Origin of the sequence: Spirulina sp. CCNP1310, from assembly GCF_034932185.1 — a bacterium.
Taxonomy (GTDB): domain Bacteria; phylum Cyanobacteriota; class Cyanobacteriia; order Cyanobacteriales; family Spirulinaceae; genus Spirulina.
The window spans coordinates 12,337-35,012 of sequence record NZ_JAYGHW010000043.1 but is presented as its reverse complement, the minus strand read 5'-3'; the positions used below and the strand labels follow the sequence as shown (position 1 = coordinate 35,012).

The window sequence follows — 22,676 nt, the reverse complement described above, 5'->3', positions numbered from 1 at the left end:
AAAATTTTTCGCCCCTACCGCTGACTCATGGCCCCGCAAACACCGCCGCCTCCACATCATCGCGACTCAAGGAATATTTAAACGAGCGGACAATATCCTTCGTTCCCTCCCCCGCATGGAGATAGCGCACCGAAAGCTCCTCCACCTCAAACAGGATTTCCGCTTCCCAGGTGGGGCGTTTTACCGTCCACCGATTGAGCTGATCCCGGTCTTGCTGGCAACCCAGTTCCTCAAGCCATTGCTCTAACTTGGGCAGGGGGTGATTGTAGAGGGGGGTTTCGGAGTCGGGTAGGGTCATGAGCATTGGTTTAGGGGGTAGGAATTTGCAGTGCAGTTGGGCCTTGAGCGAGGGCCACAAACCAAGCGAGCAGGAGGCAGGCGAGAAAGGTTAAGCCTAAAATCAACAGGACAAACATTTCCCCAGGGGAGAGGGGGCGATCGCTGGGATCTAAGTAAGCAGACCGTTGCCAGCGATGGTCATCCTGATGATGGGCATCAGGCCCCTGAGGCTGAATCACCGTCCAACGGGAATAGCCAATTTGAGCATCATAAAGGAGGCGGCGTTGGGGGTTGCTTAACGTGGCATAGGCTTCGTTGAGTTTTTGAAATTTTGCCGTGGCCACATCCTGGGGAAGTGCTGTGGTATCGGGGTGATATTTCTTGCTTAAGTCCCGGTAGTTACGCCGAATTTCTGCGACGGAGGCCGCTGGATGTAGCCCCAAAATGCCGTAATAGCTGTTGAGAATCCGGGTTTCTGGGGGCAAAGATTGGGTATAGGGTGGCTCTTGGGACATAGCAAGGGCAAGAAATTGCCTCCCATTGTATCGCGTCGGTTCGGCTTCGCTCACTGACGGCGGGTGTTGAGGGGGCAAAATGGTGATGCCGATTAGGATTGTTTTGTCAAGATCAGTTTTTGCTGAAGAGTGATCTTGGCAAGGTTAAAACCGCTTCGTTAGGGTGAAGCCATACGCCCAGTGCATCCTTAATTTTTCTGGATTTCTATGGCTCACATTCAACACCTTGCCTCACAATCGGCCCTACTCCCCCGTTTGCCCCTTCGCCTCATGGTGCAGTTTAAGCCACGAGAAATTCAAGCCAATCGCGATTATGGCATCCATGCGGCCCTTTACCCGATGCCGCTATCTGGCCATTTGGCCCGTCGCTACTGCTCGTTACTGGTGCATTTATCCCCACCCCCAGATCAAGCCTTAACTTGGGGCCGTTGGTTTCCCTGTGATTGGGTGCGCCCCGATGGCCGTTCATGGGTCGGGGTTTGCCTCGATCGCCTCCCCTTTCCCATCACCCCCACCCCCAACCCTAGAACCATCCCTGTCCATCTCCTGCTCACCGTAGCGGATATTTCCCCGGTGTTTCAGGGGATGATGGCGGCTTCGGCTTAGGGGGTTTTGGAGAGGCGATCAGCTTGGCGCGTGGTTTCGGGGAGGCGATACTTCGGGGTGCATTGCAGAACGTAGGCGATCGCCCTTTCCAAACTGATTTTATGGCCGACGGAAATATACAAGGGTTTCGTCTGGGGGCGCGATCGCACCACCGCCCCAATCCTTTCCCCCCCATCCATGAGGGGAACCCAATCGCCTTTTTCAGGGCCGGGTTCTGGGTGCGTACCAATAAACCGGGATTTAGCCACACCAATGGCGGGGCGATCGAGCAAAACCCCCAAATGGCAAGCGAGGCCAAAGCGGCGGGGATGGGCATAGCCTTGGCCATCACAGAGCAAGAGATCTGGCTTTGTGGTTAATTGCTCCCAAGCTTGAGCCAGGGCCGGCACTTCCCGAAAGGAGAGAAAACCCGGAACATAGGGGAATGTCGTCGGGATTTGTGCCGTGGCCTGCTCCACCAGGGTTAATTCTGGAAACCGGAGGACGGCGATCGCCCCTTTCGTCATCCCGGCTTCCCGATCAAAAGCCGCATCTAACCCCGCGACGGTGTGAATCGGCCCCAGTTGATCGGTGAGGATGAGGCGCGATCGCCAATCCAGTTGTAGCGCTTTGGCTTCAGCAAAGGAATTGACGATCATGGGGAGAAGAGCAGCGTTAAAGACAAGGTGAAACTCAGCAAGGCGGGATCGGTGATCACATCCACCCTCCCAAAAATTTGCGGGAGGCGATCAGGGCCAAAAACGGTAATCGTTTGACTGATGCCATCCACCACCCACACCCGCAATACCCCCGCCTCTAAGTAGGCTAAAGCTTTGGCCGTTATCGCCCCAAAACTTTGACCAGGGGAAATAATTTCCATCACCCAATCCGGCGGTACTGGGCAGGCTTCATCCTCGAACCAATCCGCCCCCAAGCGTTCAAAGGCAACATAGGTCAGATCGGGAACCGGAACCCAAGGCTGGCCCTCTCTAGTGAGCAGGACAGCCCATTCGGGATAAAAATGCCCCCGATCCACAGCCCAAGGATCAATGAGTTGGAGCAATTTTTTTTGTAAGCCGGCGTGAATGCGCTTTGGGGCCATTTTAGGGGCGATCGCACCTGCGTAAAATTCATAGCGTTGATCCCCTGGGGGCATGGCCAAAAATTCAGCCAAGCTCAAAGATTGGGTTGAGGCAACCGTTGCAACCATCTTGATTTATCCCTAGATCAAAGAAGGACGCTAATGATTAGCGTCCTTGGCAAAAATTATAGCGTTATCCTTGGGGTGAATCCGCAGGTTAACAAGCCTAAGCTTGCCATTTTTCGGCAACCAGTTCAGCCAAATCCACAACCCGTTGGGAATAGCCCCATTCGTTGTCGTACCAGCCCACAACCTTCACCATATCGCCACCCATCACCATCGTGAGGCTAGCATCGGCAATGGAGGAGTAATCTGTACCGCGATAATCGCAGGAGACGAGGGGCAGATCGTTGTAGCCCAGGAAACCCTTTAAGGGGCCATCGGCGGCTGCTTTGAGGGCTTCATTCACCTGATCCACAAACGTGGTTTTTTCCACCTGTACCACCAAATCTACAATGGAAACGTTGGGGGTGGGAACCCGCAGCGCAATGCCGTTGAGCTTCCCTTGCATTTCGGGAATCACCAAAGCCACAGCCTTAGCGGCCCCGGTGGTGGTGGGTACAATGTTCAAGGCCGCTGCCCGCGCCCGCCGTAAATCCCGGTGGCTGGCATCCAGCAACCGTTGATCCCCGGTGTAACTGTGGGTGGTGGTCATCGTGCCTTTGATGATGCCAAAGTTATCATGCAACACCTTGACAATTGGGGCCATGCAGTTGGTGGTGCAACTGGCATTACTGATCACCCGATATTGACCGTGTTGATAGTCATGATGATTAACACCCATGACATAAGTACCGATGTTTGCCCCTTTCCCTGGTGCGGTAATCAGGATCTGTTTTGCCCCAGCAGCAATGTGCTTAGAAGCCCCTTCATCGGTGACAAACACCCCGGTGGATTCGATGATCAGATCAACGTTCCACTCTGCCCAAGGTAGGTTTAGGGGGTTCCGATCAGAGACACATTTGATCGTTTTGCCATTGACGGTTAGGGAATTATCATCGGCATCGATTTCCGCATCGAGCTTGCCAAGCATGGAATCATACTTGAGAAGATGAGCGTTGGTTCTCGGATCTGACGTGTCGTTGATCCCCACTACTTCGAGTTGGGAGTTTTCCCGTCCTAACCAGCATCGGAGGAAGTTGCGCCCGATACGTCCAAATCCATTGATGGCTACTCTAATCACTGCGTCTTGCCCTCTGTCTCTAAGCTCAATAACATTAAACGAATCTTAATACCCCAAATCATATCGCAAAGGCTGGCCCATCCCGCGCCTTCTTGGTAAAACTTTTTTTGCCTGTAGAGGCGATCGCCTTCCTGCCCTTGGGGCCAAAAATGTCCTGATCGCAGAAAAATCGCGGGGTAGACGGTGAAATCCTCATTTTGACCGTTGCAGACTCAACCTCCTGGTTACGGATCAAGGGTCAACGTGGCAGATCAAGAGGGCTGGAGCAGGGTAGTTTTTTTCTGCCTGGGGACAAAAATATTTGGTTTTACTCCAGAAATGAGATTGCCCAATCTGGTGCATAACCCTTATAAAGGGGAGAAACAGAAATCAAGGTGACTGCGCGGGCATTCACAATTCTTGATAATATGAGCGCGTGTCATCTCGACAATAACTTTCGGTGTGTGGTGTGCAAGGAGACTGAATGTCCAAAAGAGTTGATTTTGAAGGCAAACCTTTTCACTTTATCGGGATCGGCGGCATTGGCATGTCTGCCCTTGCATACATTTTGGCCAAGCGCCATCTGCCGGTTTCAGGGTCAGATTTACGCTCAACCCATATTACTCAAAGGCTGGAATCCGTCGGAGCCTGGATTTTTAACCAGCAAGAGGCCGCAAATTTAGAATTTTTCCAGACCGCAACGCGATCGCATTCAACGGTGGCCCTAGCCGCTGGGGCGACAGCAACGAGAGGCACAACGTTCGGGACAATGGCGATCGCCCCCGAACCCCCCCAAGTAATTTGCTCAACGGCAATCCGGTCTGAAAACCAAGAATACTGTGCTGCCCTAGAGCGAGGCTACCCGATTTTTCACCGCTCTGATGTGTTGGCGGCGCTGATGCAGGAGTATGAAAGCATTGCGGTGGCGGGAACCCACGGCAAAACCACCACCAGTAGCTTAATTGGTTACTTGCTCCTTGAAGCGGGTTTAGATCCAACGGTGGTGGTTGGGGGTGAGGTGGATGCCATTGGAGGAAATGCTCGATTGGGCGAGGGTCAATATTTGGTAGCGGAGGCTGATGAGTCCGATGGCTCCCTGGCGAAAATGAGTCCAGCCATTGGCGTTGTCACGAATATTGAACTGGATCACCCGGATCATTACAGCAGTTTGTCAGAGGTTGTTGATATTTTCCTCACCTTTGCCGCCCAATGCCCCCTGCTGGTGGGCTGCATTGATTGTGAGACGGTGCGCGATCGCCTCCAACCCCATATTACCTATAGTATTCAGCCCGACCGTGCCGCTACCTATACCGTCACCGATGTGATCTATGGTTCCGATGGCACCCGGGCCCAAGTGTGGGAGCGGGGTTTATCCCTGGGAACGTTCTTCCTGCCTCTGTTGGGGGAGCATAATTTGAGCAATGCCCTCGCGGCCATTGCCGTGGCCCGCCAAGTGGGGGTGGATTTTGCCACCATTGCCACGGCGATGCGAACTTTTGCTGGGGCTAAACGCCGGTTTGAAGTGCGCGGCACAGTGAACGGTGTCACCTTGATTGATGACTATGCCCACCATCCGAGCGAACTGCAAGTCACCCTCGCTGCGGCGAAGTTGCGCGTGCAGGATCAACCGGGGCAAAGGATTATCGCCATTTTTCAACCCCATCGCTATAGCCGCACCCAAGCCTTTTTTAGCGAATTTAGCCAATCTTTTCAGGATGCGGATGTGGTGATCATCACCGATATCTATAGTGCCGGGGAACCGTCTCAGGAAAACATTACCGGGCAAGCCTTAGCAACGGCGATCGCCCAACACCATCCTCAGGTGATTTACCAAGGCCCGCTCCCCGAGCTAAAGGATTTTCTACAGAATTTTCTCTCTCCGGGGGATTTTGCTTTATTTTTAGGGGCAGGCAACCTCAATCAAATCATTCCGGAGTTGCTGGCTTAAGTTCATTCCCCATCCTAGGATTACGCTCCATCAGGCTGCACGTTGACCGCTTCCGCCCTGAAACCTTTTGCTTTTTCAAACCATTGTGGCCATGACTCTGTCCTCCGATCTTCCCGCAACGACGAAAACCTATCTTTATCCTGGTTCGTCTACCTATGCTCTCAACCCGGTTAACCTTCCCGGTGGACAATGCCAGATTAAACCCCGCGTTACCTTAGCCAGCTTTACTTCTTTCCGCGTCGGTGGGCCGGCGGAATGGTATGCCTCTCCCCAAACCGAAACCGATTTGCAAGCCTGTTTTGCTTGGGCAGATGCACGGGATCTGCCCATTACTCTTTTAGGGGCAGGGTCAAATTTGTTAATTAGCGATCGCGGCCTGCCCGGTTTAGTGATCAGCACTCGCCATCTGCGCTTTAGTGAGTTTGATGAAGGGACGGGCAGAGTGATTGCGGGGGCGGGGGAGCCGATTCCTCGGTTAGCTTGGCGGGCGGCGAAACGGGGTTGGCAGGGGCTAGAGTGGGCAGTGGGCATTCCCGGAACCGTAGGGGGAGCGGTGGTGATGAACGCCGGAGCGCACCACAGTTGTATTGCGGATTCCTTGATCGAGGCGGAGATCCTCAACCCCGACGGCAGGATTGAAACCCTCTATCCTCAAGATTTTCACTATCGCTATCGCCATTCCAGTTTGCAGGGCGATCGCCGCCTTGTGCTCCGGGCCACCTTCCAACTCCAACTTGGAGGCAGCCGCAGCGAAGTCATGGCCCTCACTAACCAAAACCTCCAAAACCGCAAACAATCCCAGCCCTACCACCTCCCCAGTTGTGGCAGCGTCTTCCGTAACCCCGACCCCTATACCGCTGGCTGGCTGATCGAGCAAATTGGCCTCAAGGGGTTCCAAATTGGCGGCGCTCAAGTGGCCCATCGCCATGCCAATTTCATCCTCAACTGCGGCAACGCCAAAGCCCAGGATATTTTTGAAATTATTCGCCATGTCCAGAGCCAAGTGGAAAAACATTGGTCGTTAACCCTGCGGCCAGAGGTGAAGGTTTTAGGGGAATTTAGCGTGGCTTAAGGCCATGGCCATCAGCATTGGAGGGGAGGCGATCGCCCATTAATCCCCTCCCAAGGCCGGCGATGGCGGCGACAATCCATTACAATCGTCAGGGTCAGTACAATCATCCCCAACAGAAATTAGGTATGACGCAAGGAAAAGGATTTGGTTTTGGTCTGGGCAAAATGAAGGAACTTACCGAAGCCTTCAAAAAAGCCCAGCAGGTGCAGCAAGATGCCAAAAAGCTCCAAGATGAGCTAGAGCAAATGGAGATTTTCGGCCACAACGAAGCAGGAACCGTCACGGTGGTTCTGAGCGGCAACCAAGAACCCCGCCGCGTCGAAATTACCCCTGCGGGCCTCGAAGTTGGGGCTGAAGAATTGTCCAAAATGGTGTTTGAAGCCATGATGGATGCCTACGATAAATCCACCCAAACGATGCGGGAACGGATGGAAGAACTCACCAGCGGCTTAAATTTGCCCGGTTTGTAAAATCCCATTGCTGGATCCCACTCGTTCCAACTCGTTACTTGGCTCTGCCAAGTAACGCCATCTCCGAGGCTCTGCCTCCAGGCGGCAGAGCCGCCTCATCCCTGTGCCACGGCAGAGCCATGGCACGAGATTGGTTTAATCATCTATCGCCACTGTTGCCAATCTTCGTTAAAGATCGATGTATTGGGAAACGTGGTGTAATTGCCCGCCCGGTCTAACTCCCCTTGCAATTGCCGCAACAACGGTTGCGGCCGGGGCAAACCCTCAATCAAAACCGGCGGCAAAATCCCATGGCGCAGCGAGAAATCCGCCACCGTCCCCGCCGCTGCCCCCGCCGACCATTCAAAGGAATGCACCCGATAGGCCGCCGCTGCAATATGGCTGGTGGCAATACTTTTCCCCGCCACCAATAAATTATCCACATCCTGGGGAATCATCGCCCGTAGCGGAATCTGAAAGGGATAAGCCGCCCCGGCTCCCTGACGTTCACCGGGCCGCTCAAAATTACCCGGCTTTTCCGGCGGACTCAAGGCCATGCAGGGGTGAAAGTCGATCGCATAATGACCAATGCCCACAGCATCGGGGAAAATGGCGGCGCGACGACGGATCGGGGCCGTGGGGTAGGGGGTTTGGTTAGCGACGACGACGGCGGTTTGACGGCCAGCGAGGAACGTGCGCAGGGCGCGATAGGTGGCGGAACTGAGGGTTTCCCGATAAAAAGACTGCTCATAATCGGTGCGACTAATATCAATTTCTGCGACGGCAAAACCATCGGGATAACCAGGACTAGGGCGGCCGATGATGCGGCGGCCCTCCCGCATATAGGGGTATTTCGATAAACCGTGGGCTGTACCCATGGGACTCTCAAAGCCTTGGAGATAGCGGTGGTTGGGGTGGGGCTGTTTCACGCCGTCCCCCAATTGGGAATCAGTGGTTCCTGCCACGAGCCAATAGTAGTAACTGAGGGCTAACTCTTCAGCAGCTTGGAGCGTTACCACCCTTAAGCCCCCCTGCCATTGCCCCGGCTCCAGTTGCCCCAAGGCCTGAAGCTGCTCATGGGTATAGATCAGATTATCCTCCGCCGTGCCGGGGCGATAATCATTGCCCCAAGTCCAGTTTTGCATCGAGATATCCCCAGGGCTGACACTGAGGCGGTTATCCTGGCGCGTGCCGGTACGGTTGAGGTTGTGATCCCAAATGCGGCGGTAGGTGAAGACGAGATTGAAATTGGCGAGGCGGGGCAGTTCGTAGCTGTAGTAGGGGGCGTAGCGGTTATAGAAGGGGGGCGGCGTTTGGGGTTGGGGGTCGGCGGTGGCCTCCATGGCGAAGGTGTAGGTGAAGCCTTGGGTGCAGTAGGGGTCGGGGGTGGGGCTAGATGCAGAAGGTTCGAGGGGGGAGCGGGGATCGATGCCGAGGCGGTAGGGGACTTGGGCGAGGGGGAGGAGTTCGCCGGTTTCGGTGGCTTCAATAACAATCCAATGCTCTCCAGCGGGGACAAAGCGGATCAGGGTTTTATTCAGGCGGGGGGAAGGTTGGGGATCGTAGGCATCAAGGAGGATGGCGGAAAGGGGTTCTGTGTTTAACGGTGTTGTGCCGGGGGCGGGCCGGTGTTGGATGGCGATCGCCCCCTCAATCCTGCTTTCCCCCATCTCTAAATCTTTAATTACGGTATTGGGGAACCAGTGGAGTTTGCCCCGGCCCTTGCGGGCTGCTGCGGTGAGCATTTCCTGGAGGAGGCGATCGCCATCGGCGGGCAAAAAGCAAGCCTCACTCACCCAACAGTTACCGGGATTGAGGCGGCCATAATGGTGGGCGAGGCGCGATCGCAGGTCTTGATAGCCACGGGGGAAAAAGTTCTGTTGCCGTTGGGTGGTACGTTCATCCAAGGCCGATGTGCCTTGGGCGGAAATTTGACCCCCGATCCAATCGGTGATTTCCGTTAAACAAACGGTGCGCCCCGCTAACAGGGCCTCATAGGCGGCGGCGGTTCCTGCTAATCCTCCCCCAGCAATCAGGATCTCGCAGGCCACCACCTGCTCCGATTGTCCCCAAGCGGGAGGGATTACCCCCCCGAAAATCATCAATAAACTCAAACCAATGGCTCTAGCTCTCCCCATCCCGATAAACCCTGGGTAAACGTTGCTTAAATCCACAGAGGATTTCCCAGCTAATCGTACCTATCAGGTTTGCCCAATCTTCAGCGGTGATGTGCCGCTTGCCATCCTGGCCCAGGAGCGTCACCACTTCCCCCGGCTTCACATCAGGAAAATCGCTCACATCAATCATCAATTGATCCATCGTAATTGCGCCAATTTGCGCCACCCATTCCCCCCGCAGTAACCCCTGCATTTTCTGACTGAGGAGCCGGGGGATACCATCGGCATAGCCAATGCCAACGACAGCTAAGGTAATGGGGCGATCGCTCACATAATGATGGCCATAGCTCACCCCTGTTCCGGCGGGAATTTGCTTCACCTGGGTAATCCGCGCCCGCACCGTCATCACGGGTTTTAGCGGGATAGTGTGGGCTAAATGGGGGGCGGGATAAAGGCCATAAAGAGCTAAACCAGCCCGTACCCAATCGTAATGCAGGTTGGAATCACTCAATAGGGCCGCAGAGTTGGCAATGTGCAGAGCAGGGGGATGGATCTGGTGCGATCGCAATTCCGCCACCATGGCCTGAAAACGCTGATGTTGGCAATTCATGAACTGGGGATCAGGGTCATCGGCGGTGGCAAAGTGGGAATAGACGCTGGCCAACGCCAAGCGGGGCAAGCGTTGCACCCATTGCACCAGAGCTAGAGCCTCCTGCCAGGGTGTCCCCAACCGCGACATCCCCGTATCAATATTGAGATGTACCGGCAGGGTTTGATCCAAATCCTCCAACACCTGGGAAAGGGTGAGGGCCTGTTGGGGGGTGCAGAGGGTAGGTTCTAAGTTGAAATCGGCGATCGCCTCAATTTCATCGCGACGGTGAATCGCCCCCAACACCAAAATCGGCGCAGTGATCCCCGCTTGGCGCAATGCGATCCCCTCCTGGGAGGTGGCCACCGCCAACCGTTGCGCCCCCGCCCCCAACACCGTGCGGGCAATGGGGATCACCCCATGGCCATAGGCATCCGCCTTCACCACCGCCATCAATGCTGTCCCCGGTTGCAAAATGCTCAAAATCTGCCGAACATTGCACCGTAACGCATCGAGGTCAATTTCCACCCAAGCCCGTTGATCTTCTGCCGCTGTCAGGGTTTGGGGATTTCGATAATGTAGTACCATGGCTGCAAAACTCAAACTCACACCACATCCGAAAGGGAGCAAACCCCATCCGGGTTAATTAGGGGTTAGTCTAGCTTGAATTTCAGAGAATGCTGGCCTTTCAGCCTCGGAAATTAACTCGTAGCCAGTGTTACAACATTTTGTAACAGTCTTTGTTATGGTAAGGAGACATTGCGCACTTGGTAGGTTTGGCTCCGTGGGTTCAGGTCAAATACTCATCATCGAAAGTAATCCCCATTTGCGATCGCTCCTCGGTTGGCATCTCCAACAGGCGGGCTATCGCATCCACCAAGCTGCCAGTTTGCAGCAAGCGCGGGAATTCCTCAACCGCCATCAGCCCCCTTTGGTGATCCTGGAGCCAGATCTCCCCGATGGCAATGGCTTAGAACTCTGTCAATGGCTGTTCCAGCAGCGACAATCCCTCGTACTCATCCTTTCCGCCAAAGACAGTAGTCACGATGTCGTCACCGGCCTGAAGGCCGGAGCCGATGACTATTTAAAGAAACCCTTTGGGATGCAGGAATTAATGGCGCGGGTGGATGCCTTGTTGCGCCGTTGTCGCGTCACCAGCGTACCCCTGTTGTTGAACTATGGCGATTTGAGCATTGATCTCGTTCAGCGGCGGGTGCATCTCTACGGTCGCTATATTGACCTCACCCCCCAAGAATTTAGCCTCCTTTACGTCCTTGCCCAAGCCGAAGGCGCACCTCTGAGCCGTTCAGAACTCCTCCATCGTGCTTGGCCCGATGCCATTGATAATCCCCGCACCATTGACACCCACGTCCTTTCCTTGCGGAAAAAACTCGTTCCTCAGAGCGATGGGTACGCTAGCGCGGATCGCACTGACCGGCCGAGCTTAATCCAAACCGTCCGCAACGTCGGCTACTGCTTCAATATTGACGTACTGAAAACCGAGGGAGAAACCAGCCATAACTTGGGGCGATCGCCCGCCCCCGTCCCCGTCCCCGCTGGCCGCTAATTGGTACAATGGGGAGCCGGACTGTTTCATTGAATGCCCATGGTGCAATCTTCCCCCCAGGCCACAGACTTAGCGGCCCTCGACGACCAACTCTCCAAGCGATTCATTGACCTCGATCCCGATGGTTACTTCATCATCTTCCTCAATCGGGAAGCCGGTTTAATCTGTGCCGCCCACTACACCAACACGATCAGCGAAAAAGGCCTCGCCCTCGACCCTGAGACCGGCAAACCCATCCCCGTGCGGGGCAAAGTCCAGCGCACCCCCACCGCCACCTTCACGGGCCGCACCGCCAAAGAACTGGGCATGAAAATCACCGAGCAGGCTCAACCCTGTCCCCTCTCCCGTTTGGATCATGCCCTCTACTTGGGCCGAGAATTCGTCCGCGCCGAACTCGCCCTCATCCAAGGAACCGACTACATCCAAGACTAAACCCCGTTTCCTATCCCCCCAACCCCAGGGTTTGATATCATAAACCCCAACCTCACTATCGAAACGATCATGGGTGAATCCAAACGTCGCAAAGCATCCCTCGGTGAAAAGTACGGCCAAGAATCCCGAATTTTGCCGTGGATCCCGATCACCAAAAGCCAATCTGAGCAATTCATGAAGATCACCACCCGGGGAGCCTGGATTGGGATCGGCACCTTAGCTACAGGTTGGTTCGTGATCCGCTTCATTGGCCCTGCCTTTGGCTGGTGGGAAGTCTATTAAACCCATGGGGCCAATCTCTCGATCAGAGCGTCCTAAATGACTCGATGACTCAAAGAGAGTATTAAGAAGCACACATGATTGCCCAGATCACGGCACAATAAATCCAAGCACTGCCGGATTTAGGAGCAAGCAATTCCCGTGCAAACGAATATTCCCCCCAAAGAAACCGTCCAAATTCGGGTTGAAGATGACCGGACTGGTATGAGTCCGGAGACCCTGAAGCGGGCTTTTGCCGATAATTTGTTTTACATCCAAGGCAAATACTATCGCTGGGCTACGGCGAACGACTTCTATATGGCTCTGGCCTATACAGTGCGCGATCGCCTCATCCACCGCTTCATCAAAACGATGAACACCTACGAAGAGCAAAACGTCAAAGTCGTTTGCTACTTCTCCGCCGAATTCCTCATGGGCCGCCATTTGGAAAACAACATGATCAACCTCGGCATCTACGAGGACATGAAAAAAGTGATCGAAGATGCCGGCCTCAACTGGGGTGAAATCCTCGATCAAGAACATGATCCCGGCCTCGGTAACGGCGGCCTAGGGCGACTCGCCGCCTGCTTCCTCGATTCCCTCGCCAATTTAGAAATTCCCGCCATTGGCTACGGCATCCGCTACGAATTTGGCATTTTCCACCAACAGATCCGTGATGGTTGGCAGGTGGAAATTCCCGATAAATGGTTGCGCTATGGTAATCCTTGGGAAATTCCCCGCCCGGAAGCCACGGTAGCGGTGAAACTCGGTGGCCATACGGAAATGGCCCACAACGAGAAAGGCCAGCCCAAAGTCACCTGGGTTGCGGATCGCACCATCACCGCCATTCCCTACGACACGCCGGTTCCCGGCTTTAACACGAACACGGTGAATCCCCTACGGCTGTGGCGGGCAGAGGCAGGGGAAGATAAAGACTTCAACTTTGATGCCTTTAACGCTGGGGACTACGATGGCGCGGTGGCCAGCAAAATGTCCTCCGAGAATATCTCTAAAGTTCTGTATCCCAACGACAACACCCCCCAAGGGCGGCAATTGCGCCTCGAACAGCAATATTTCTTTGTCTCCGCATCCCTGCAAGACATTATCCGCCGCCATCTGCGGATTAATCCCAGTCTGGACAATCTCCATGAGCATTTCGCCATTCAGTTGAACGACACCCACCCAGCGGTGAGTGTGGCGGAACTGATGCGTCTGTTGGTGGATGAGCACAATATGGATTGGGATAAGGCTTGGTACATTACCCAAAAAACCCTGGCCTATACCAACCATACGTTGATGCCGGAAGCCTTAGAACGGTGGTCTGTGGATCTGTTTGGCACGCTGTTGCCGCGCCATTTAGAGATCATCTATGAAATTAACCATCGTTTCCTCGAAGATATTCGCACCTGGTTCCCGAAAGATAAGGGGTTACTCAGTCAACTCTCCATTATTGAAGAAGGGGATCACAAATCTGTCCGCATGGCTAATTTAGCCTGTGTAGGCAGCCATGCCATCAATGGGGTGGCAGCGTTGCATACGGAGTTGCTCAAGCAGGATACGCTGAAGCATTTTGCCCAACTGTGGCCCGATAAATTCATCAACAAAACCAATGGCGTGACCCCTCGCCGCTGGGTGTTGCTCTGTAACCCCCGGTTAGCAAAGCTGATGAAGGATCGCATTGGCATGGACTGGGTGAAAAATCTCGATGAAATGCGTAAACTGGAGCAATTCATTGATGATCCCCAGTTTTGTGAGGAATGGCGAAGGATCAAGGCCGCGAATAAACAGGACTTAGCGGACTACATCTGGAAAAAGAACAATATTGAGGTGAATCCCAATTCAATTTTTGATGTGCAGGTGAAGCGGATTCACGAATATAAACGCCAGTTGTTGAATGTGCTGCACATCATCGCGCTGTACAACCGCATTAAGCAAAATCCAGCGGTGGAGATTGTCCCCTATACGTTTATTTTTGGCGGTAAGGCGGCTCCGGGCTATTTTATGGCTAAGTTGGTGATTAAGCTGGTGAATGCGGTGGCGGAGATTGTCAATAAAGATCCCGATGTGCGCGATCGCCTCAAGGTGGTGTTTCTAGCCAACTTCAATGTTTCCCTAGGGGAAAAAATTTACCCCGCCGCTGATCTCTCTGAGCAAATTTCTACCGCTGGCAAAGAAGCCTCCGGGACGGGAAATATGAAGTTTGCCATGAATGGGGCGCTGACCATCGGCACGTTGGACGGCGCGAATATTGAAATTCGCGAAGAAGCCGGGCCGGAAAACTTTTTCCTGTTTGGTTTAACGGCGGAAGAAGTGGCGGCGATGAAAATGCAGGGCTATAACCCCATGGCCTATTACCACAATGATGCGGAACTGCGGGGCGTGATCGATCGCATTGCTTCGGGGTATTTCTCCCACGGCAACCGCGATCTGTTTAAACCCCTGATTGATTCCCTGCTCTACCATGATCAATATATGTTGATGGCGGATTTCCGGGCCTATCTGGAATGTCAGGTCAAGGTGGGGGCGGCCTATTTGGATCAAGACCGCTGGACGCGGATGTCAATCCTCAATGCCGCTCGCATGGGTAAGTTCTCCAGCGATCGCACCATCCATGAATATGTGACGGAAATTTGGAACGCCAAGCCCGTCACCATTGAGCTAGAGGAGTACAACCAAGAAAGTGCCGGGTTGCTTCAATAGCCATCGGTGGGGGTAGGTATCCTACCCCGATTTCGCGAAAAAATGCCCCAGCCTTGTCTGGGGCATTTCTTGGATTAATATAGGAAAGGGTTGCGCACCCCGTTGCACCCTATCCGCCGGATTACAGAACCGTCCACCTCACTGAGTAACCTATGACTAGCTCTGTTGACAACCCATCGGAATCCCAATCTTGGCCGGCCAGCAAGACTGTGATTATTGCCGGTATTGTCTGGGGCGTACTGTCCCTAGGTTTTTTCCTGCTGAGTGTGGTACAGCCGGAGGTAGAAGAAACCCTGTGGTATCTCTGGGGAACCTATGTCGCTGAATGTGTCCCCTTCGTAGCCGGGGTTGCCCTCTGTTATCGCAACTGGCAAAGTCCGAAGATTGCCAGCGGTCGCAACGTCTGGCTGGGCATTGGCTTGGGAATTTTGGCCTACTTCATTGCTGATGTGATTTTTGGATTTTGGGAAATCTATTGGGAACTTGACCCGGAGGTATCCCCCGCTGATTTGTTTTACATGGTCTTTTATATTTCCCTGGGCGTTGGCATGGTGCTGGCGGTACTCTCGAAGCGTTTAAGTTTAGCGGTTTGGCAGTGGATTACCCTGAGTATTATTGCCTTGGCGGGTATCGCCCTAGCGGTGTGGATTGCGATCGCCCAACCCGCCGCCGCCGTTGAACTCCCCGAACCCGTCAGTTCTAGCATTGAAGTGGTACTGGCCGATGAGCCGGAGGAATCAGCCCCCGCCCACCCTGTGCCGGTCTGGGTCGATCACCTCCAAGCAACCCTGGAAGAGTTTGCCAGCCCGATCAACTCTTTTTACATCATCTCTGACGTGGCACTGTTGATCATTGCCGTCATGCTCCTGTTTGCCTTCTGGGGGGGAACCTTTGCCCGCTCCTGGCAGATGATTGCCGCCGCTGCTCTGGCCAAATATCTTGCAGATATGTGGTTTAAATATGCAGCTACCCTGCCAGACTATACCAGTGGCGGCTTTATCGAGGTGTTTTTCGTCTTTAGTGGTATCTTATTAGCCATTGGAGCCGCGCTCGAATTTGAAATTTCTAGTCGGCCCCGTAAGAGTCGGCGCAGACGAGCCACCGCTACCGCAGAAGAAGCATGAGTCCCAGAAAGTTAACGGAGTCCGATAAGCAGGAAATTCTCACCCTGTATCAAACCCCCCATGAGACCACCTCAACGCTGGCGGAACGCTTTAGTGTGAGTAGTTCGACCATTAGTCGCTTTCTCAAAAGTCGTTTGAATGAACAGGAATATGAACACCTGATCCAACAAAAACGCCTGAGCCGCACCCCCAATGGAGCGGCAACGGTGTTAAAGCAATATACCCATCAGGATGAGGAACCTGTTCAATCGGCGACACCGAAGCCACAAAAGCGGCCATCCCCTCCACCGGAAGCCGTCATTTTTCCCGAACCGATTGCCCCTGAACCCAAGGTGTCCACGCCGACGGAGACTGAATCCGTTGACTTGAACCCGATCGTCATGCCGAAAAAAGCCCGTCGTATTATTACAACGGGGGTTAATAGCACCTCAACCCCAGAGCAGGAGCAGGAACCGGAGGAGGCGATCGCAGATATTTTGGAGGATAACGTCAATCCTTTGGGGGATGAGGATGATGAATTTGATGATGATGGCGATTGGGATGAGGAGGAGGACGATGATGATGAAGACGACGAGGATCCTGCGGAATTTTCCCCGTCCGTATCTTCCCCTACGGAGGTGGAAGTCCTACCCCTTTCCCGCGCTACCCTGCCCCGTACTTGTTATCTGGTGATTGACCGCATGGCGGAACTGATTACCCGCCCCCTCCATGAATTTGGCGATTTGGGGGCCATTCCCTCCGATGAAACGGGCCAACGGACGTTACCCATTTTTGATAATCATCGGGTGGCCCGGCGATTTTCTCAGCAGCGATCGCATCGAGTGATTAAAGTTCCCGATAGTAAGCTGTTTGAAAAAACCCGTGTTTATTTACAAGCGAAGGGGATCACACGCATTTTACTGGATGGCCAAATCTATTCTTTGTAGCTTTTTGGCTCCTTTGCCCCTCTGTTTCAATTCCTCCGTAAAATCTCGGAAGTGATGGCAACCAGTGATGGCAACAGGAGAGTGAGGATTGTAGATTTTTAAACTTTTTTAAACAATTGGGGGAGATTGGCGGCTTGAGATTCAAGGCAGCAGAAATCGCCCTTACAATAGGCAAAAGATAGCGAAGATGCGTCAGGGTTGTCGGGCGATCGCTGGCTTTTCCACCCCATTTAGTGAATTGCCCCTATGGATGTTCATTCACTTCTCCAACGATATGAGCGCGGCCAACGTGATTTCAGTGGCATTGACCTCAGTGGTGCAGACCTGCGGGGTCAAACCCTGATCGGGGTCAACTTTCGCGAAGCCAATTTACGGGGTGTGCAGTTGAGTCGCGCCTTTTTGACGAAAGCGGATTTCACCGGAGCCTGTTTGAATTGGGCAGATTTGCAATGCGCTAAACTCAGCGATAGTAAGCTGGCGGATGCGGATTTAACCAAAGCCAATCTCTCGGGGGCCTTTATGGTGCAGGCCAAACTCCCCCGCGCTAAATTAGCAGGGGCCAATCTCAGTCATACGAACCTGCGCCGCGCTAATCTCTGGGGCGCAAACCTTTGTGGGGCCAATCTCCAAAAGGTCAATCTCCGTCAAGCTAATCTCAGCGGCAGTAATTTCAATTGGGCGAATTTAGCAGAAGCGCGTCTCAGTGAAGCGAATGTCAGCGGCGCATCTTTCAATGGTGTTAATTTGAGCGCGGCCTTTGTCCGGGATGTGGATCTCAGTGGGATGGATCTTGAAGGGGTAAACCTCACCGATACCCGCCTCCAGGGGGCGAAGTTGAGCGGGGCCAATCTGACGGCGACCAACTGCCAATCGGCCCATTTCCAGGGGGCGGATCTTCAGGGGGCGAACTTCACGCAAGCGAACTTGTCGGGAGCTTCTTTAGAGCGGGCTAATCTTACGGATGCGATTCTCAAGCAAGCCACATTGCAACAGGTAAATTGGGAGCGGGCGATCCTCAGTGGGGTGGATTGGGAGGGGGCCCAAATTCAGATTCCAGAAACGCCAAGGTTGAGTTTTCGTCGGGTTGAGCCAACCCTAAGTTGGGCGGTTTAGCGATTTTGGAGAACGCGGGCGATCGCCTCCCCTTGAGCCGCAACATTTTGCCGGGGCGACCATTGGGCCATGCGCTCGCGGGCGGCTTGGCCCATTTGCCGGAGCCGGGGGGGATCGGCTAGGAGATCCTGTAAAACAGCCTTGAGGGCAGGGCGATCGCCACAGGGATAAATCGCCCCCGTTTTCCCCGGCTCCACCAATTCCCGCGCCCCAACGCGATCGCTCACCACCACGCCACAACCGCAGAGCATCGCCTCATTGACCACCACGCCAAAGGGTTCATAATCGGAGCAGAGGCAAAGCAGATCCGCCGCTGTGTAGATCGCCGGTAATTGTGTTTGATTGCAAAAACCGAGGAACCGTACCCGCTCATCCCCCTGGGCCAGGCTGGTGAGTTCGTCCCGGAGGGGGCCATTGCCAATGTAGAGGAGATAACTATTGGGAACATTGGCGGTTTGAAAGGCAGCGAGGAGATCAGCGGGCCGTTTCCAGGGCTGAAGCTTGGCACAAAAGATGATCACGACGGCATCGAGGGGAATCCCCCATTCCGCCCGCACGGCGGCAATATCCACCTGAGCCGATTGGGCTAGCCACCAAGCGTTATCCGCCACAAAGGGCGTGAAAAAAATGCGATCGCGCTCAATCCCCAAACCCGCCACCATCTCCACCGCCAAGCCTGTGGAAACTAAAATACTATCCCCCACACCGTAGAGCCAGGGTAAAATCCAGGGTTTCAGTTTAGCTTTCCAGGTTTGGCCATGGCGGGAGGCGAGGCTATGGGCATCGCTGCTAAAAATAAAGCCCTTGCGATGCCATTGGGCGCTGAGGGCCGCAATCCAAAAACTGGCGTAAACATAGCCGGTATAACAAATCACCACATCCGCCCCCCTCACCTGTTGCCAAAGTTGAAGATTGCACAACCCCCAAAACCGCCCTAAGCCCGGCCAAGGGGATTGATTGGGTAAAATTTGGGCGGGATAACCAGAGAGGAGGGGGAGATCCCAGGCGATCGCCTCGCCAAAATCCTGATCCTGATAAGCCTCCAAACCCTCCCCAGAGCAATAAACCACTTCAAAAGACCACCCCTGAGCCACCATTTCCCGAAACAGGGGGGCAATGTAGGGAATCGGGTGCGAAGCAATGATCAGCACATGGCTCATCGCCTTGTCACCGTCGTCACTAAAAATTGTTCAATTTCCCGGGCCACCTGCTCCGACCATTGCTCCACCAAATCCCAGCCGCCATTTTTGAGCATCCGCAGCTTGGCATAGGGGGCCAGCTTGGTATAGGTCTTACTTTGGAGAATTTGCATCGGGTGATCCTGGCCCCCTTGTAAAACGAGGATTTTGGTTTTCAAATCCCCTAATTTCTCATTGAGCATCTCCTGGGCAATTTCGGCTTCCCGTCGCTTAAACAACAACCGGCAACTGGTGGGACAGGCCAGGAGTTGATGGCGATAATCTAAAAGTTGGCTGATCCTGTGGTGACGGTTGAACAGTTTGCTGAAAGGTTTAATCAACTTGAGACCCCAGGGAATGAGGGGCATGGGGCTGGTGAGTTGCAATTCTTGGGCCCAACGTTGGTGGCGATCGGGCAAATCCACCCCCTCCGGGGCGAGGAGGATCATCCCCGCGATCCGCTCAGGATGGGCGATCGCATAATGGGAGGCAATCCAAGCCCCCATGGAATGGCCCACCAAATACACATCCTCTAAATGGAGGGCTTCAATGTAGTCCGCTAAACATTCCGCTTGGGAATGAATGGACTGGGCCGCTGGGGGCGATTCTGATTCCCCACAACCCAGGAGATCCGGAGCAATGCAATGGTAGCGGCAGCCCAATTGGTCTAAAATCGGCAGCCATTGACTGCCGTTAGTCAATGCGCCGTGGAGAAAGATAATCGTTGAGCCTTTGCCCACTTCACGCCAAAAGATTTGCCCTTGAGCAAGGCGAATGCGAGCGATGCGAATTGGCGGAGCCTGCATTGTAATCATTCAACTACTAAGAAGCGAGCAATTTTAGTAAGCGTTGTGACCCATGATTTCACAAATTTTACAAATTGCAAAAAAATTTTTCTCGGTTCAGGGTTTTCCTAGGCAATAGTGGTTAAGTCCTTGAGATAATCTTGCAGTTGGCGGTCATGATCATGGCTGAGATTACCCAAGGGGAGGCGATCGCGCTCAAAGGCTTGCACATGGCTAATTTCCACCGCATCCCCCACCGCAAACTGTCCCCGCACCGTCACCGCCAACAAAATACTGAGGGAATGCAAGCGGGGATCGCGATCAGGGGCAGAATAAACCCCCACCAGGCGCTGAATCGCCACCAAATCCAGGCCGGTTTCTTCCTTGAGTTCCCTCCCGGCACATTCGGAGATGGTTTCACCCCAATCAATTAAACCACCGGGCAACCCCCAAGTTCCCGTATCCCGTCGCCGGACTAGAACAATGCGACCATCAGGCAAAATCGGAATCAGCGTTGTGCCTGTGACCGGATGACGAAAAATAATCCCCAGGACGGTAAAAATAAACTGCTTCCAGCGGCGCAACATTCTTCCATCCCTCTGCAACGTTAGGCTATCTGGAATCTGGTTGTAGCATTGATCGGTACGCGATGCGAATAGGGACATTCTCCCAAATCGTTGTAGGGGCGAAAAATTTTTCGCCCTTAAAAATTTTTCGCCCCTACTGCCGAGGAAAAGACTTGACAAGCTTGATTCCTGTCCCTTAAGGTAAAGGACTACGGGCGATTAGCACAGGGGTAGCGCACTTCCTTCACACGGAAGGGGTCACTGGTTCAAATCCAGTATCGCCCATTTTTAAGAACGCGAATATACTGGAACGGTTTAACCCTTTTTGGTAATAGACCGATGAAAGTAAGTGAATTCGCACTGATTGCGCTTTTGGGATTAGGTACGCCCTTGGTCGTTCAGGGGAGTTGGCCCGCAGCCGTAGAGGCACAAAGCTTGCCGGTGGGCAACTTTGCCAATAGCACTTGGTACGTTGCGATCGACTACTACAACAATACACTCACCTATTATGGTGAACATAAGCGCAACGGGAGCAGCATTAGCCTGCAAGGGGCAACGGTGGGCGGCAATGCCCAACGGCGTATTTATACTTGGCGCAATGGTGATATTCGTTATCAGGTGGCTTGGCGACCCAGTGAACCCCACACGATTCGGGTGCAGGTGTTTAATGGGCGGGGCCAGGAGATTCTCAATCAACTCCTAACGCGGGTTTAATGGGGCATTCAGTGGTCGGCTGAATCGGTCGTCGATCTAGAGGATCCCTGTAGGGGCGTTGGCGTAAGCCTGCCGGAGGCACAAAAATTTTTCGCCCCAAGACAACAATGCGCTCCAAGACAACAAAAAGGCGAGAAGTCAATGCTTCTCGCCTTTGAAAGCTGGGGCGCCAGGATTCGAACCTGGGAATGTCGGGACCAAAACCCGATGCCTTACCGCTTGGCGACGCCCCAATACGTTTTGTTTTAACCTTTGTAAGTATAGCAGCGTCGTTCGGGATTTTGTCAAGGTTTTCGGCTTATTTTTTCGGATCTGTTCCAATGGCCATCACCCGCACCTCCACTTGACCATCGGCCAAATGCAAAATTAACGTTTCTCCCCCCCGCAGATCCGCAACCAAGGGTAAACCCCCTTGGGGATATTGGGCGATCGCATACCCCCGTTGCAAAACCCCATGGGGATCAAGGGCCGCTAGTTTTTCCCGGAGGATTTGATGGCGAATCCGGGCCTGTTGGAGGCTATGGGCTTGATGGGGGAGACGGCCAAGGCGGGTTTTTAATTGGGTGAGGCGGTTTTGTTCTTGGTTGAGGCGATGGGTAAAGGCACGATGGAGGCGATCGCCCCGCTGTTGATGCTCCCGCCATTGCTGACTCGCCAGGGGAACCACCCATTCCGCTGCCGCCGTCGGCGTATGCACGCTCACATCCGCCACTAGATCCGCCAACGTCTGATCCCGCTCATGGCCGATCCCCGTCACCACCGGGCGGGTACATTCCGCAATGGCCCGCACCACCCGCTCATCATTAAAACAAGCCAGATCCTCCGTGGCACCGCCCCCCCGTGCCAAAATCACCACCTCCGCCCGGCCATCCCGCTCCACCTGAGCAAAGGCGGCGGCAATGCTAGGGGGGGCCTGTTCCCCCTGGACGGTGGCGGGGGCAAACAGGAGCGTTATCCCCGGATTGCGGGATGAGATCGTGCGTTGGATATCTCCCCAAGCCGCAGCAGTGGGGGCGGTGATCACGGCGATGGTTTGGGGATGGGGGGGAAGGGGGCGTTTTTGCAGCGGATCAAAGAGGCCTTCAGCGGCGAGGCGCGATCGCAACTGTTGCAAGCGCAGCGCCTGGAATCCTTCCCCCTGGGGGAGAATTTGGACAATCTGGAGACGATATTCCCCCCGTTTGCTATAGAGGCTCAGGGAGCCTAACACCGCCACCCGTTCGCCGGGTCGGGGTTGATGCTTGAGGCGCGATCGCACCCCATTCCACACCACCCCCTGAATTTGGGCCTCCGCATCGGGGTCGCCCAACGTCAGGAATAGCCCCACCGGATGCTGTTTGGCCGCTGTCACCTCCCCCACCACCCAAATATGGCGGAGGTTGGGGTCTTCTTCGAGGGTGCTTTTCAGGTAATCGGTTAAACCTGCCACCGAAAGGGCATTGTTGAGCGTGTCCAT

Annotated in this window: 23 protein-coding genes and 2 tRNA genes; 13 read left to right on the top strand and 12 right to left on the bottom strand. The window is 54.1% G+C overall.

Annotated elements, in window-relative coordinates:
• Window positions 1-25: 25 nt before the first annotated feature.
• Window positions 26-298, bottom strand: coding sequence for a DUF3143 domain-containing protein (locus tag VB712_RS09450; RefSeq protein WP_416236302.1), 273 nt, complete (start codon window positions 296-298; stop codon window positions 26-28).
• A gap of 10 nt (window positions 299-308) precedes the next feature.
• Window positions 309-794, bottom strand: coding sequence for a J domain-containing protein (locus VB712_RS09445; RefSeq protein ID WP_323254311.1), 486 nt, complete (start codon window positions 792-794; stop codon window positions 309-311).
• 207 nt (window positions 795-1,001) lie between these two features.
• On the opposite strand from VB712_RS09445, the gene VB712_RS09440 reads away from it, so the two are divergent.
• Window positions 1,002-1,400 (top strand): hypothetical protein, encoded by a 399-nt coding sequence (locus VB712_RS09440; protein WP_323254310.1) that lies wholly within the window; start codon window positions 1,002-1,004, stop codon window positions 1,398-1,400.
• Here VB712_RS09440 and nfi read toward each other — a convergent pair.
• From nfi to VB712_RS09425, 3 genes are all read right to left on the bottom strand, one after another.
• A complete protein-coding gene (nfi, locus tag VB712_RS09435; RefSeq protein ID WP_323254309.1) occupies window positions 1,397-2,038 on the bottom strand; it encodes a deoxyribonuclease V in 642 nt (213 codons plus the stop codon). The genes VB712_RS09440 and nfi overlap by 4 nt on opposite strands.
• Window positions 2,035-2,589 carry a Uma2 family endonuclease gene (locus tag VB712_RS09430; RefSeq protein WP_323254308.1) on the bottom strand — a complete coding sequence of 185 codons (555 nt, stop codon included), beginning with the start codon at window positions 2,587-2,589 and terminating at the stop codon, window positions 2,035-2,037. The genes nfi and VB712_RS09430 overlap by 4 nt, the downstream gene beginning before the upstream one ends.
• A gap of 97 nt (window positions 2,590-2,686) precedes the next feature.
• Window positions 2,687-3,703 carry a type I glyceraldehyde-3-phosphate dehydrogenase gene (locus tag VB712_RS09425; RefSeq protein WP_323254307.1) on the bottom strand — a complete coding sequence of 339 codons (1,017 nt, stop codon included), beginning with the start codon at window positions 3,701-3,703 and terminating at the stop codon, window positions 2,687-2,689.
• Window positions 3,704-4,166: 463 nt separating this feature from the next.
• Here VB712_RS09425 and murC point away from each other — a divergent pair, with 463 nt between their 5' ends.
• The 3 genes from murC (at window position 4,167) to VB712_RS09410 (ending at window position 7,172) form a co-directional block, all read left to right on the top strand.
• Entirely contained in the window at window positions 4,167-5,630 is a 1,464-nt protein-coding gene (gene murC, locus VB712_RS09420; RefSeq protein WP_323254306.1) for a UDP-N-acetylmuramate--L-alanine ligase, read from the top strand.
• A 91-nt stretch (window positions 5,631-5,721) separates the two neighbouring features.
• Window positions 5,722-6,702: a UDP-N-acetylmuramate dehydrogenase gene (gene murB, locus VB712_RS09415; RefSeq protein WP_323254305.1), complete on the top strand. Its 981-nt coding sequence runs from the start codon at window positions 5,722-5,724 to the stop codon at window positions 6,700-6,702.
• 125 nt (window positions 6,703-6,827) lie between these two features.
• On the top strand, window positions 6,828-7,172 hold the full coding sequence (locus VB712_RS09410; protein WP_323254321.1) for a YbaB/EbfC family nucleoid-associated protein: 345 nt from the start codon (window positions 6,828-6,830) through the stop codon (window positions 7,170-7,172).
• Window positions 7,173-7,315: 143 nt separating this feature from the next.
• Here the strand turns inward: VB712_RS09410 and VB712_RS09405 are convergent, their stop codons facing one another.
• A complete protein-coding gene (locus tag VB712_RS09405; protein ID WP_416236301.1) occupies window positions 7,316-9,253 on the bottom strand; it encodes an FAD-dependent oxidoreductase in 1,938 nt (645 codons plus the stop codon).
• Window positions 9,254-9,275: 22 nt separating this feature from the next.
• On the bottom strand, window positions 9,276-10,445 hold the full coding sequence (alr, locus tag VB712_RS09400; protein ID WP_323254302.1) for an alanine racemase: 1,170 nt from the start codon (window positions 10,443-10,445) through the stop codon (window positions 9,276-9,278).
• A gap of 196 nt (window positions 10,446-10,641) precedes the next feature.
• Between alr and VB712_RS09395 the strand changes: the two genes are divergently transcribed.
• The 7 genes from VB712_RS09395 to VB712_RS09365 all read left to right on the top strand — a co-directional run bounded on the left by VB712_RS09395 (window position 10,642) and on the right by VB712_RS09365 (window position 17,977).
• Window positions 10,642-11,424 carry a response regulator transcription factor gene (locus tag VB712_RS09395; RefSeq protein WP_323254301.1) on the top strand — a complete coding sequence of 261 codons (783 nt, stop codon included), beginning with the start codon at window positions 10,642-10,644 and terminating at the stop codon, window positions 11,422-11,424.
• A gap of 39 nt (window positions 11,425-11,463) precedes the next feature.
• Window positions 11,464-11,856, top strand: a complete 393-nt coding sequence (locus tag VB712_RS09390) for a DUF4346 domain-containing protein (RefSeq protein ID WP_323254300.1) — start codon at window positions 11,464-11,466, stop codon at window positions 11,854-11,856.
• A 69-nt stretch (window positions 11,857-11,925) separates the two neighbouring features.
• Window positions 11,926-12,138, top strand: a complete 213-nt coding sequence (locus VB712_RS09385) for a DUF2839 domain-containing protein (protein WP_323254299.1) — start codon at window positions 11,926-11,928, stop codon at window positions 12,136-12,138.
• Between the two features lie 201 nt (window positions 12,139-12,339).
• A complete protein-coding gene (locus VB712_RS09380) occupies window positions 12,340-14,814 on the top strand; it encodes a glycogen/starch/alpha-glucan phosphorylase (RefSeq protein ID WP_416236300.1) in 2,475 nt (824 codons plus the stop codon).
• A 152-nt stretch (window positions 14,815-14,966) separates the two neighbouring features.
• Window positions 14,967-15,938: a hypothetical protein gene (locus tag VB712_RS09375; protein ID WP_323254297.1), complete on the top strand. Its 972-nt coding sequence runs from the start codon at window positions 14,967-14,969 to the stop codon at window positions 15,936-15,938.
• Entirely contained in the window at window positions 15,935-16,864 is a 930-nt protein-coding gene (locus tag VB712_RS09370; protein WP_323254296.1) for a hypothetical protein, read from the top strand. Before VB712_RS09375 ends, VB712_RS09370 begins: the two co-directional genes overlap by 4 nt.
• Window positions 16,865-17,110: 246 nt before the next feature.
• A complete protein-coding gene (locus tag VB712_RS09365) occupies window positions 17,111-17,977 on the top strand; it encodes a pentapeptide repeat-containing protein (RefSeq protein WP_323254295.1) in 867 nt (288 codons plus the stop codon).
• On the opposite strand, the gene VB712_RS09360 is transcribed toward VB712_RS09365, so the two are convergent.
• The 3 genes from VB712_RS09360 to VB712_RS09350 form a co-directional block, all read right to left on the bottom strand.
• A complete protein-coding gene (locus VB712_RS09360) occupies window positions 17,974-19,137 on the bottom strand; it encodes a glycosyltransferase family 4 protein (protein ID WP_323254294.1) in 1,164 nt (387 codons plus the stop codon). The genes VB712_RS09365 and VB712_RS09360 overlap by 4 nt on opposite strands.
• Window positions 19,134-19,961, bottom strand: a complete 828-nt coding sequence (locus tag VB712_RS09355) for an alpha/beta hydrolase (RefSeq protein WP_323254293.1) — start codon at window positions 19,959-19,961, stop codon at window positions 19,134-19,136. Before VB712_RS09355 ends, VB712_RS09360 begins: the two co-directional genes overlap by 4 nt.
• A 107-nt stretch (window positions 19,962-20,068) precedes the next feature.
• The gene (locus tag VB712_RS09350) at window positions 20,069-20,527 is read right to left on the bottom strand and encodes an NUDIX hydrolase (RefSeq protein WP_323254292.1); all 459 of its coding nucleotides are present in this window, start codon (window positions 20,525-20,527) and stop codon (window positions 20,069-20,071) included.
• A gap of 192 nt (window positions 20,528-20,719) precedes the next feature.
• Between VB712_RS09350 and VB712_RS09345 the strand changes: the two genes are divergently transcribed.
• Together VB712_RS09345 and VB712_RS09340 are read left to right on the top strand one after the other, a co-directional pair.
• Window positions 20,720-20,791: transfer RNA gene (locus tag VB712_RS09345), tRNA-Val, on the top strand.
• Window positions 20,792-20,845: 54 nt separating this feature from the next.
• Window positions 20,846-21,220 carry a hypothetical protein gene (locus VB712_RS09340; RefSeq protein WP_323254291.1) on the top strand — a complete coding sequence of 125 codons (375 nt, stop codon included), beginning with the start codon at window positions 20,846-20,848 and terminating at the stop codon, window positions 21,218-21,220.
• A gap of 161 nt (window positions 21,221-21,381) precedes the next feature.
• On the opposite strand, the gene VB712_RS09335 is transcribed toward VB712_RS09340, so the two are convergent.
• Window positions 21,382-21,453 (bottom strand) — tRNA-Gln (locus VB712_RS09335).
• A 65-nt stretch (window positions 21,454-21,518) separates the two neighbouring features.
• Window positions 21,519-22,676, bottom strand: coding sequence for an exodeoxyribonuclease VII large subunit (xseA, locus tag VB712_RS09330; RefSeq protein ID WP_323254290.1), 1,158 nt, complete (start codon window positions 22,674-22,676; stop codon window positions 21,519-21,521).